Annotated in this window: 11 protein-coding genes; all 11 read right to left on the bottom strand. The window is 37.8% G+C overall.

Annotation, left to right across the window (positions count from 1 at the left end; genetic code table 11):
• Nucleotides 1-195: 195 nt before the first annotated feature.
• A complete protein-coding gene (locus ACM0OY_RS30580; protein ID WP_414572525.1) occupies nucleotides 196-2,295 on the bottom strand; it encodes a glycoside hydrolase family 10 protein in 2,100 nt (699 codons plus the stop codon).
• A 164-nt stretch (nucleotides 2,296-2,459) separates the two neighbouring features.
• A complete protein-coding gene (locus ACM0OY_RS30575; protein ID WP_414572524.1) occupies nucleotides 2,460-3,032 on the bottom strand; it encodes an HdeD family acid-resistance protein in 573 nt (190 codons plus the stop codon).
• Nucleotides 3,033-3,150: 118 nt separating this feature from the next.
• On the bottom strand, nucleotides 3,151-3,702 hold the full coding sequence (locus ACM0OY_RS30570) for an alpha/beta hydrolase (RefSeq protein ID WP_414572523.1): 552 nt from the start codon (nucleotides 3,700-3,702) through the stop codon (nucleotides 3,151-3,153).
• A 162-nt stretch (nucleotides 3,703-3,864) separates the two neighbouring features.
• A complete protein-coding gene (locus ACM0OY_RS30565) occupies nucleotides 3,865-4,086 on the bottom strand; it encodes a bromodomain-containing protein (RefSeq protein ID WP_414572522.1) in 222 nt (73 codons plus the stop codon).
• A 293-nt stretch (nucleotides 4,087-4,379) separates the two neighbouring features.
• Nucleotides 4,380-4,625, bottom strand: coding sequence for a hypothetical protein (locus tag ACM0OY_RS30560; RefSeq protein WP_414572521.1), 246 nt, complete (start codon nucleotides 4,623-4,625; stop codon nucleotides 4,380-4,382).
• Nucleotides 4,626-4,799: 174 nt separating this feature from the next.
• Nucleotides 4,800-5,483: a DevA family ABC transporter ATP-binding protein gene (locus tag ACM0OY_RS30555; protein ID WP_414572520.1), complete on the bottom strand. Its 684-nt coding sequence runs from the start codon at nucleotides 5,481-5,483 to the stop codon at nucleotides 4,800-4,802.
• Between the two features lie 36 nt (nucleotides 5,484-5,519).
• The gene (gene devC / locus ACM0OY_RS30550; RefSeq protein WP_414572519.1) at nucleotides 5,520-6,692 is read right to left on the bottom strand and encodes an ABC transporter permease DevC; all 1,173 of its coding nucleotides are present in this window, start codon (nucleotides 6,690-6,692) and stop codon (nucleotides 5,520-5,522) included.
• A gap of 65 nt (nucleotides 6,693-6,757) precedes the next feature.
• Complete coding sequence (locus tag ACM0OY_RS30545; protein WP_414572518.1) at nucleotides 6,758-7,945, bottom strand: ABC exporter membrane fusion protein; 1,188 nt, start codon at nucleotides 7,943-7,945, stop codon at nucleotides 6,758-6,760.
• Between the two features lie 142 nt (nucleotides 7,946-8,087).
• A complete protein-coding gene (locus ACM0OY_RS30540; RefSeq protein WP_414572517.1) occupies nucleotides 8,088-8,351 on the bottom strand; it encodes a hypothetical protein in 264 nt (87 codons plus the stop codon).
• Nucleotides 8,352-8,627: 276 nt separating this feature from the next.
• A complete protein-coding gene (locus ACM0OY_RS30535) occupies nucleotides 8,628-8,840 on the bottom strand; it encodes a hypothetical protein (protein WP_414572516.1) in 213 nt (70 codons plus the stop codon).
• A 332-nt stretch (nucleotides 8,841-9,172) separates the two neighbouring features.
• Nucleotides 9,173-9,367: a hypothetical protein gene (locus ACM0OY_RS30530; RefSeq protein WP_414572515.1), complete on the bottom strand. Its 195-nt coding sequence runs from the start codon at nucleotides 9,365-9,367 to the stop codon at nucleotides 9,173-9,175.
• Nucleotides 9,368-11,432: the final 2,065 nt, after the last annotated feature.

Here is an 11,432-nt window from a genome sequence, read left to right as displayed (position 1 = left end):
GTAGGGAAGGGGCTGGGGGTTAGGTCTGTATTCCACTCAACCGAAAAGTGGTATATGATTACCGCATCTGTGTAAAAATCCCAAAAGCCTTTTTCCCTCTGCTCCCTGCTCCCCTGCCCTCTAAATGATAAGTCTTTAAACGGACATGATATTAGAGGTTTGGGGAGGGGTTATTCGGAATCTGTCGAACTCACGTTAACTAACAGTAATCACCCTTGCTAAACTCTCATTCGCCAACCTATCCACCGCACACACGGCATAGGTTCCCGCTTGTTGCACAGTGGCGAAGGTTGTGCCAGCAGACAAAATTCGCTGAATTGTCCAACTATCACCATCAATTTGGCGATAAAGTACCCAGGAACGAACAGGCTGATTATCTCCAGGCTGCCAACTGAGTTTGCGGTTATTGACTTGTAGTCCGGTGGGTGGAGGAAGTGGTGTTGTGTTCTGCCAAGGCATAGTAGGAGGTAGGGCAGGTTTGTTATAAAGCAGACTTTGGAATTGATCGGCTATGCCCTGACTATTTTCTCTCAAAACACCGAGATTAAAGAAGATATTCCCCAATGATAAGTTTGCAGCTTGGCTACGACTAATTTTCACCTGCTTTTCAATCTCATCACTTTCACGACTCTTGTTGCTTGGTTCTGTGAGATTGTTACCTGCATAAACGTGTCTTTGCTTTGTGTTGATGTCTGTCCACCACTTCAACAATGCAGAATAACTTTGTTGTGGTTGGTCTGTGCGCCAGTAAAGTTGAGGCGCAATATAATCAATCCAGCCTTGTTCTAGCCATTTCTTGGCGTCGGCGTAAAGCACATTGTAAGCATCTAAGCCAGTAATACCAGGGGGTTGTCCGGGGCGGTAAATTCCAAAGGGACTAATACCAAATTTCACGTGGGGTTTAGTTGCTTTGATTCCCTCCGAGAGACGCAGTACCATTTTGTTAACATTGTCCCGCCGCCAGTCGCCGAGGCTGAGTGTACCACCTGCTGCTTTGTATGCAGCATAGGTTTTGTCATCGGGGAAAGCTTGTCCTTCAACAGGATAGGGGTAGAAATAATCATCTAAGTGAACGCCATCGATATCGTAGCGCTTCAGTACGTCGAGAATTACGTTGTAAGCCTTGTCCTGAACTATTTTCAGCCCTGGGTCCATCCAGCGTTGAGTTTTCCACAAATAAACGCTTTCTGGATTGGTAACTGCTATGTGCGGATGCACAGTTTTTGCTGGGTTGGTGGAAGTGCTGGCGCGGTAAGGGTTGAACCAAGCATGAAGTTCAATATTGCGTTTGTGACATTCGGCGATCGCAAACGCTAAAGGATCGTAAAATGGTTCCGGTGCTTTTCCCTGAGTTCCCGTAATCCAAGCACTCCAAGGCTCTAATTGGGATTCATACAAAGCATCTCCCTCTGGTCTGACTTGGAAGATGAGGGCGTTAAAGTTCAGCGCTTGTAATTTAACAGTAATTTCGGTGAATTCTGCTTTCTGTTGCTCAACAGAAAGTCCTGTTTTTGAAGGCCAATCACCATTCCATACAGATGCGACCCACACCCCACGAAATTCTCTGGTATGATTTAGCTTCACGCTACCCGGAGGTAGGGGTGTTGGTGTTGGCGTTGGCGTTGGCGTTGGCGTTGGCGTTGGCGTTGGCGTTGGCGTTGGCGTTGGTGTTGGCGTTGGTGTTGGTAGCACCACGAGGTAATTAGAGGCAATCTTTTCTGCTGCACCTAAATACACCAAAGCTTGATAAATAATTACAGCCACATCTGCACGGGTGGCTGCAAGATTGGGATTAAGTAATTTTAGATTTGGGAAATTTACTACTAATCCTGCACTGGTGGCAATAGCTATCTGATTTTTGCCATAGTCAGGAATTTGAGCAGCATCTTGATAAATTTGTCCAAGTTTTGAGAGGAGGTCAGGCTTTATCTTCGTGGCAATTTCTAAGCCTGATACTAAGGAAACTAAAACTTCTGTCCTTGTAATTCGGTTAGCAGGACGGAAGGTTTTATCAGGAAATCCGCTTATAAATGCTTTTTCATAAGCTGTTTGAATAGCTGCTGCTGCCCAATAACTACTAGGCACATCAACAAAAGGAATATACTGCCGCTTCTTGGTAACTGTGGGAAATGCCTTAGCGATGATGGCGGCATACTCGGCGCGGGTGAGTGAGTTATCGGGGCGATAAGTCCCGTTAGGTAACCCACTGACAATATCACGTTGGGCTAAGGCTGTGATAAATAAGCGTGCCCAATGGTTTTGAATATCTGAAAACGGAGTAGAGATAGATACCATTGTTGAGATTGCAGCTAGCCTGGATTTTGATTACCTTTGTTAATTTAGCAATACCAGAGCGATCGCTGCTGCAACATCTTGTAAACTTTCTATTTGGGCACTGGAGACTGGGTATTGGGTATTAGGAAAACAGTCCTCAGTCTCTAGTCCCTCATCGCCGTTGACTAAGTAGGATTTGCTGCTGAATCAGTAGAATTCAAGGCAGAACGCAGATTCAATGACAACATCAAGCGGGAAATACCGGTGAAGAGAACACTGATACCAACTAGTGTTCCCAGCAGCCAGGGCGCATTGAATGGCCACTGAAACCAAATCATTGCACCTAAGACCAGTGTAATAATGCCATCAACTAATACCCATGTCCAGTTTTGTTGTGGACGTAACTGGAAGGCTAGAATTAACTCGAATGTGCCTTCAGTTAACAAAAAAGTGCCAAGCAACAGGGTTAGTGTGAGAACGCCTGTATAAGGATAAGCCAGCAGCATGATGCCAGTTGCAATATACAGTCCGCTTAATAAAAGCTTCCAAACAAAACCTCCGCGATCGCGGGTTTGGGAGGCGTAAACTAGTTTTGTAAATCCAGCAAAAACTAAAATCGCTGCAAACCAAGTTTCGGCGAATATGGTGGTGAATGTAGGCAGTGCGATCGCGATAATCCCCAAAACAATCAGCAAAATACCAATTATCAGGGACCCATTAAGTTCCTTTTTAATATCTCTAGAAACATCGGCTGTCATACAAATGTTTTCCCTATGCTTAAATTAAACTCTACAATTACGTTAGAGAATTTCTTAGTCATAGGGTAGAATCTTGAGATAGACTCATGGGTATTAAATTTCTAACACTAACTACCTCTCAAAAGAGTTCTGCTAGATTGGTTAGGCGCTCATAAACAGGAATGAGACGATCTCCTTCTAGTTCTACAGAATTGTTTGGATAATTCTGAATAGCCCCCAGTAGCGTAACCTCACCATTTTGCTTAATAGATTCACTTAAAGCGGTTCGTAGTGCTTGTTGGTTTAGTTGTCCTGCGGGAGGGTGAACTACCTCACCAATTTGGTTAACCAAAACTGGCCCTGCCCAACTAGAGAGTAAGTTATTTAAAAAAGCGCGATCGGCTTTGATGCCAGCTTTGAGCGCTTTACGAGCTAATGCAGGTTCTTGTTGAGCTGCCTGCAAATAAGCCGTTAATGTTGGGGTAGTCTTGCCAGTTTCTGCAAACTGATTTAATTCTTGAACAGATATTGGCCCTTGAAAATTGCCATATTTTAAAATAACTTGCTCGGCAGCATCAGCATTATTACTTGAGAATAGAACAATAGCACCTACGCCTAAAGCTACTGTTTGAGCCACTAACTTAGTGAAGTTTTTAGGGTTTTTTTGATTAAAATGTTGAAAAATCTGCATTATTTTGTCGAGGTTTTTAATTGTATGGAGTGTGTATGGGCAAAAAATACCCAGTATATTATATTATTTACCAAAATTTTTGCTACAGATACATGATTAGGGGCGTGCAGCTGTACGCCCCTACAGCCAATTTATTTGTTGCAAATATTTTGGTAAATGGTGTTATTTTTGAGGCTTTTCATTAGGCGAAGCTGCATGAGGTAATATTGACTTTTCTTGGTCTAAGGTTGGTGCAGGTACGCCCAAATGCTTTCTTGCAGCTTCTTCAGCTAGCTGTCGGTCTTGTTCGTTCTCAAACTGACTTTCATCTAACAAATGAGGATTTTTTACCGCTTCATCTCGGCTTGGGCGATAGCCGTTTTTCCACCTGTATTTCCAGTCCATAATTTGATAAGCAGATATACTGCAATTTGATTTCCTAGTTCTTCATCGTAGGCGTTTGATGCAAGATGACACTCTTGCTATAGGTTGAAGAGGCTCATTCAAAGGGTATAAATTTAACGTTATTTTAAAGTAATAATACTTTAGTAGGGAGAAGATTTGCTAGATTAGCAGGCTGATAACAAGTTATGAATGAGATATTGCAAGTATAATAACCTATGTTTAAGGTTCTTAAATTGATGCGATCGCTTTCTTGAAAAATAGTTTTAAAATTCCAGTGTACCAATTGACGATAACTAAAGATAGAACCAGTTGTAAATAGACCGTGAATAGTCTATTGTATAAATTTTGTTATCGTGGAAGTTGATTCCATAAGAACCCAGGTAGTAGACATTCTCAGTATTGTTTATACCATCACTGCTATTGAATAAATTCAAATACATATAACCTCCCAATACACACTCATATTGAGATGGACTGAGGTCGTAGAGAAATAACTCTAAGTCAGCAGGAGTAAAGTAAGAAATTACGATTTTAGCCATTGTTTTACTTTTCTATATAAAAAATTATAATTGCTTTTAAAATTATGAAACTAACTCTTGAATAATTAAGCTTATTTTCTGTTATCTTTGCTTGTCAAAATAATAGTTAGTCAATTTTTAAAGACATGAATTATCTGCTTTAATTATAAGATTTTGTTGGCATAAGTAAAATACTTATTTAACTAGTCGGCCATCTTCTATATGAACTATTCGATCCGATATATCTAAAATTCTATTGTCATGAGTAACCATTAAAATGGCACAATTTTGTTCCCTAGCTAATAATTGCATCAGGTTAACAATATCTCGACCTGATTTACTATCTAATGCTGCGGTAGGTTCATCAGCCAGAATTAATTTAGGATGACTCACTAAAGCACGGGCAATTGCTACTCGTTGTTTTTGACCGCCAGAGAGTTCAGATGGATAGTAATTAACTCGATTTCCTAATTTAACAGCATCAAGCATAGCTTCTGCTTTTCTGCGAGCTTCCCATTGAGGAATATTGTTATCTAATTCAAGTGATATTTGGACATTTTGCCAAGCTGTTAAGAAATTCAGTAAGTTATGAGATTGTAAAATATAGCCAATATGACGGCGCACTTGTACTAATTCCTCATTATTAGCCCCATAAAGCTCTTGATTGAAAAGTTTTAAGCTTCCCTTTTGAACAGAACGTAACCCACCAATTAAACTTAGTAAAGTTGTTTTTCCAGAACCTGAAGGCCCTGCCATAGCCACAATTTCCCCACATTTGATATTAAAATTAATGTCAAACAAAATTTGACTTTTTAATATTTGCTTGCCAAAGTAGTGATTGAGATTCCTTATGCTAACAATAAAATCTGCCATAGCCATATGAATGACAAAACTAATTAAGTTAATTACAAGAGATTAAAAAAAATCGGCTGGGTCGAGATGACGCAGTTTTTTTGTAGATATTAACCCAGATGCTAAGCACATTAAAATTATAAACAATAATACTATAGCTGCTTTATCTACGCTCATACTAATTGGTAAGTTAGTAACACCTTTAGCTACATCGTACAAACCTATAGATATAGCAAAACCAGGTATATAACCAAAAGAGGCTAATATTAAAGCTTGTTGAAAAACTACAAGTAGCAGGTATTTATTTGTAAAACCCATTGCTTTGAGAGTTGCATATTCAGCTAAATGACTAGCGATATTACTATAAAGAATTTGATAAACGACAACTACACCAACAATGAAGACCATAGCCACCATCAATTGAAACACAAATCCAATAGGCGCTCTGACCGTCCAATAATTTTTTTCCAAATTAATAAAATCCTGGCGTGTAATGACTATTACGTCTTTAGGTAATTTGGCGGACAAAATAGCTAAAACTTTTTGGGCATTAGCATCCGGTTTGAGGTTAATTAAGCCTATATCTACATTTTGTGCTGAACGACCTTGAAATATTTGAAAAAAGGTAGAGGCACTAACAATTAAGTTTCCATCAACTCCAAAGGATGGACCCAGGCTAAATAATCCACCAACTTTTACTTTATAGCCAATTGATGAAATATAATCAAATATTTCAAGCATTACAGTTTTTCCTTGTTCAAAGTCTTGAGCAATCGGTCCAAATTGTGACCGAGATTTGCTGTCAAATAAAACTATATTAGGTAGTTGGAGTAAACTGTGATTTTCTTGAATAATTGGTAATTTTAAAATTGCTCTATCCGCAGCGAAACCAAGTACGTATATGGGAAATTTTATCCCATTAGTTAAATTTTTTAGCTTGGCGAACTGCATATATAATGGGCTAACTGATTCTATCCCATCACACCCTAATATCTGATATAAATACCCGCGGGGAAAGCTTTGATTGAATGTCAAGGATTGATATTGAGTGCTGATTATAAATAAATCGCCTTTGAGATTATTATGCAACTGCGTGGCACTAGTATATAAAGCATCTTGAAAACCAACTTGGATAAACATGAGTACCGCAATAAAAGCAATTCCAGTCGAGGCCACAAAAAAGCGAGCTTTTTGTCGGGCTAGTTGTAGCCAAGCTAGAGATATATTAATAATCATTTTAGAAACCTAAAGTGATATAGATGAGACTACTTACTAAAAACAATCAAGCTTTGCCTATAGGTTTAGATGCCAATGCGTACCTGCACCTGTAAGTTAGTTAGAGCAGCAATTTGTTTGTTATCTTCCATATTATTGATGGAAATTTTTACCTTAATCACTTTGTTATCTGTATCGGCTTGCAAATTATTAAACATATTTTGTCGCTCAACTTGCAGACCAATATCTGCGACTGTTCCTCGTAATTGCTTTGGTAAAGCATCACTAGTAATAACGACTGACTGACCTAGACGTACTTTTTTAATATCAGTTTCATAAATTTCTGCTATGGCATACATCTGTTGTGTACGACCTAAGTCAGCTATTCCTGTAGCGCCAATAATTTCTCCAGGACGAGCACTAATTTTAAGAATTTGGCCAGCTACAGGCGATCGCACCGAACTCAAATCCAACTCTGTCTGAGCTTGTTTAACAGAGGCTTTTGCACTCTCGACATTAGCTTGTGCTGCTTGCACATCAGTAGAACGGACTTCTGTAATACTTGCGAACTTGGCTTTGGCCTCAATCAACTGCTGTTGAATAGTTTCTACAATTCGATTGTGAGAAGCTTTAGCTTCCTTGTACTGCTGTTGAAGAATTTTGACTTGTAAACGCCTAGTTTCTGACTCAGAAGCAGAAATTGCACCTACTTTGTATAGCTGCTGATAGCGCTGATTTTCGCTTTCAGCATTATCTAATTCAGCTTCTAGGCGAGCAATTGTTGCTTGTTGTGCAGATATTACCCCAGACAAATCAGCTTCTAGACGAGCAATTGTTGCTTGCTGTGCAGAAATATCTCCAGCTTTAGCTCCCGCTTTTACTTGATTGAGACTAGCTTGGGCTACTAAGACTTGTTTTTGTGCTTTTTCTAAGGCTGCAAGACGGGGATAATAACTATCAATAACAGCAACTATTTGTCCCTGATGCACCCAACTTCCTTGTTTGATAAAGAGTTTCGCCACTCGAACACCCCCTTGAAAATTAGGGGCAGATAAACGAATAACTTCTCCTTCAGGTTGTAAAGATCCTAAAGCAGTAACAGCAGTAATTATAGGAGAATTACTAGGAGTGGGTGAATCTAATTGAGAGGTCAAATAAAATCGTGAAAAGCTGTAGATAGAAAGCGTAACAGGAACTACAGCCATAGCAACTGTGAACATTATCAGATACCAACTTACAGGTTTTGTTAATGGCTGCCTTTGTTTGTATACCATAATTATCTTTTACAAGTTAGTGTGGAAAGCTTGTGGATTTAATTCACTCCAATAGGTACAGCAGAATTTAAGAATAAAACAGACTTGATATTTGGCTTTGTTCCCTAAAATTTGTAGATCATTCAGTGAAAATCAAAAAGATTTAAGTCCCGTTAGTAAAACTTAGAACTTGTGGTGTCCCCGTAGGTAACATGATTACTAAATTAATAGTTAATCTTGAAAAATCAACCGTAAAAAGCTTGTTACCATCTAGAGAAAAGAGGCTAAGGCTATTTGAGAAGTTATTGATACCATCCTGAATGTTAGCCAAATCAACACCAGTAATACCTCCTAATACAGTAGCAGATACTTCAAAAGACACTTGGGTGAACAGTTCGTTATTTTCGAGATCGATAATTTGCAGCATATTGTTTAATTAACAGCATCAAAGTTAAGAATTAAGTGACGTTTATTGATAGCGAAAAGGTACGCACATTGTTTCTAGTCACAGGTTGGATTTAGGTAAATATGCAAATCATTGTTGGAGGAAACTGTTTATTTTCATCAAAAGTCTAATAACCCGTCTATCTTCTCACTTTTAAGCGGTGAGTATCCGATCAATTTCTTAAAAATGTTTGGTTTAATCAAGCTTTAAACCTTTATTTTTTAATACTAACTAAAATTTATAGCCAAAATCTGAAGATTAAAGCTCCGAAAGATTTCCAGTGGTTGGGTTCCCCAACTCTGACATCAGAGAGCTAACTCCAAATGCAAGTAACCCAGCAAAAAGCCCGGCGGTTAGTGCGGCTGCTCCGAAGGCATAGGGGGCAATCTCACAACCACTAACAGTAGCAGATTCTTCACTTGAGATTTCACTAAAGAGTTCGTTATTTTCGAGATCAATAATTTGCAGCATATTGTGTAATTAACGACATCAAAATCAAGAGTGAAGTGGCACTTTTTTCATAGCTTTTCGCTATGCACATTGTTTCCAGCCACACATTGTATTAAGGTAAATATCGAAGTAAAAACTTAGTAATTATTTACTCTCCTCTCTCTTAAAAATTGTCGAAAAAGTTGATTTTTTGTAGAAGAGTAGGGAGAGTAAACATTTAAGCAGGCAAATCTCTATGATTATAAAAGGTTTAATAACGCGCACCTTGACTCACTTTTAAGCGGTGGGTATCCGATCCAACTTCTTGGAACCGAATAAGGGCGCGTTATTTTCCTCAACTTATGCAAACAAGCTTATTCGAGAGAGGGGTTAATTGCGGTAAATAATAGCATGGCTTGTACAACTGGGTCTGTAAAAATGCCAGTCGCTATTGCAAGGATACTTGCCAGACCAAATGATTCAAGTCCACCGCCACTAACGCTAGCAGATTCTTCACTGGAAATTTCGCTGAACAGTTTATTTTTTTCGAGATCGAGAATTTGCAGCATATTGTGTAATTAAGAGTATCAGGGTCAAGGTAAAGTGGTACTTTTTCACGGTGAAAAGGTACGCACATTATTTTCGGTCACAGCTTACATCAAGGTAAATATCCAAGTAAATTGTTTGCTGATAGTCAAACTTCCTTGTCTATTTGTGAACTGTTCCTATTTACTTAAACGAATACTCAATGCAAAATATTCCAAAATCAGATCGCTAAGTTAGCGTAAGCTCGGCGAACCTGGTCATTTACCTCTTAAAAGCCTCTGCACAAAAAGGGGTTTAGCCGTTATGTGGTGTTTTGGTGACTCTACCTCAAGTTGATAAAACTTTACGCAAAGAGATTTAGATAATCTCTCAAACTCTTATCCAGATTGAGTTACAGATTTATCCAAATTTTTGTTGCTAGTTTAGGAATATTTTGCATTGGATATTCGTTAAAGAAAGTAAGAACGGAAGAAAGAGACATCATTAATATTCATAGATAGATTTAGTTTTGATTACTCAGAGCCTGACCTCAGATTTTTTAGTATCTGTTTATGCCGTGATTGACTCCTAAATACTTGCTTTTTCAAGCCTCAGCAATTCGCTGGGGTTTTTTGTTAATAACCCAATTTACAGGTTATAAAATAAATACTTCAATATCCAGCAAAAAAATTTATACACTCGTGTATAAATTTACCAAGTAAACACAAAAAACGGATTTATTACAATTAATAAATCCGAGGCAATACCAATAATTTATTGGGGAGCATCTCACCTTTGCAAATATACCAGGCGATTAGAAATCGCAGCTACACAAACGAAGTCCGCCTACGCGGACTCTAAGAATTTGAAACCCAGGATCGGTAGCTTTTGCCTGTATAGCCGTGAATTCCATTCGCTAGGGCAAACGTGTTTTTACAAAAGTGAGATGCTCCCAATTTATTGTGCCAGGGTTGCAACAATTATCAATAACTAATAAACAAATCTATTGTATATTGACCTTGAACTGGTTATTGTATTTATATTATTATCATGATAATTGATTGAACCGGGGCCTCCACCGTCATATCTAACACTACTGTCAACAGCATTGATATACGTTCTATCAGTAGTGTTCATTATGCGAAACCCATAGGGATAACCACCTGCCAGTATACTTTCTGCTTACTCTGTAATTAGATTGTGAATAAATGTTTCTATGGAATTAGAATCTAAGGTGGAAATTACTATTTTTTTCATGATGTTAGTTTCGCTAAAGTTAGTAGAATTTACTTTTAATCTATTGCATTATTGAACTGTTTTCCCTGACTATAGCAATCCTAAGTTAATTGTGAGAAATAAAATGTCTAAAAAGCTTATAAACAGGTATTTTTTGTCTCATGATTTTCTCAAGATTGACTTAGTATTGCTATATCATTTGAGGTAAAATCAAATAATCAGTACGTAAATTTCTGCACGATTACTGCCAGAATTACAATAACTAAGAAACAAATCAATTGTATATTGACCTTGAACTGGTTCTTGCATTTATATTATTATCATGAGAATTGATTGAATTTAGACCTCTACCATCAAACCTAAGACTAGTGTCAGTAGCATTGATATACGTCCTATCAGCAGTGTTCATTATTTCAAGCCCATAGGGATAAGCACCTGCCAATATAGTTTTTACTTCTTCTGTAGTTAGATTGTGTATAAATTTTTTTATGAAATTAGGGTGTAAGGTGTAAATTACTATTTTTGTCACGAACTTAGTTCCTCTAAAGTTAGTAGAGTTGGCTTTTAGTTTATAGCATTAGTCAACTTTTATCACTGACTATTATAGGTAAAACCCCATCTTTGAAACGATCGTTTGGGGATATTTATAAGACATAAATTCTTTTTTGTCTCAAAAATTTATGTCAACGGCAGTAGTTTTTATCTAAAATATATTCAATTAATTGCAGTAAGTATAGATTTATACAAATATTTTCTAGATTGAAATATCATAGACTAAATTCCTTAAATATTGTCTTATAAATATTGTTTAGAGCTTAAATAATTACTGATAAGGTTGCCAATAACTTAGCTGTAACCACATTTTCAAAATAT

This window comes from Nostoc sp. CCY 9925 (assembly GCF_963920935.1).
Lineage (GTDB): Bacteria > Cyanobacteriota > Cyanobacteriia > Cyanobacteriales > Nostocaceae > Nostoc.
This window is presented reverse-complemented; position numbering and strand designations above follow the sequence as displayed.

What these genes read in the sequence shown, in the direction of transcription:
- ACM0OY_RS30580 (WP_414572525.1), bottom strand. Translation starts at nt 2,295, where the DNA reads ATGGTATCTATCTCTACTCCGTTTTCAGATATTCAAAACCATTGGGCA.
- ACM0OY_RS30575 (WP_414572524.1), bottom strand. Translation starts at nt 3,032, where the DNA reads ATGACAGCCGATGTTTCTAGAGATATTAAAAAGGAACTTAATGGGTCC.
- ACM0OY_RS30570 (WP_414572523.1), bottom strand. Translation starts at nt 3,702, where the DNA reads ATGCAGATTTTTCAACATTTTAATCAAAAAAACCCTAAAAACTTCACT.
- ACM0OY_RS30565 (WP_414572522.1), bottom strand. Translation starts at nt 4,086, where the DNA reads ATGGACTGGAAATACAGGTGGAAAAACGGCTATCGCCCAAGCCGAGAT.
- ACM0OY_RS30560 (WP_414572521.1), bottom strand. Translation starts at nt 4,625, where the DNA reads ATGGCTAAAATCGTAATTTCTTACTTTACTCCTGCTGACTTAGAGTTA.
- ACM0OY_RS30555 (WP_414572520.1), bottom strand. Translation starts at nt 5,483, where the DNA reads ATGGCTATGGCAGATTTTATTGTTAGCATAAGGAATCTCAATCACTAC.
- devC (WP_414572519.1), bottom strand. Translation starts at nt 6,692, where the DNA reads ATGATTATTAATATATCTCTAGCTTGGCTACAACTAGCCCGACAAAAA.
- ACM0OY_RS30545 (WP_414572518.1), bottom strand. Translation starts at nt 7,945, where the DNA reads ATGGTATACAAACAAAGGCAGCCATTAACAAAACCTGTAAGTTGGTAT.
- ACM0OY_RS30540 (WP_414572517.1), bottom strand. Translation starts at nt 8,351, where the DNA reads ATGCTGCAAATTATCGATCTCGAAAATAACGAACTGTTCACCCAAGTG.
- ACM0OY_RS30535 (WP_414572516.1), bottom strand. Translation starts at nt 8,840, where the DNA reads ATGCTGCAAATTATTGATCTCGAAAATAACGAACTCTTTAGTGAAATC.
- ACM0OY_RS30530 (WP_414572515.1), bottom strand. Translation starts at nt 9,367, where the DNA reads ATGCTGCAAATTCTCGATCTCGAAAAAAATAAACTGTTCAGCGAAATT.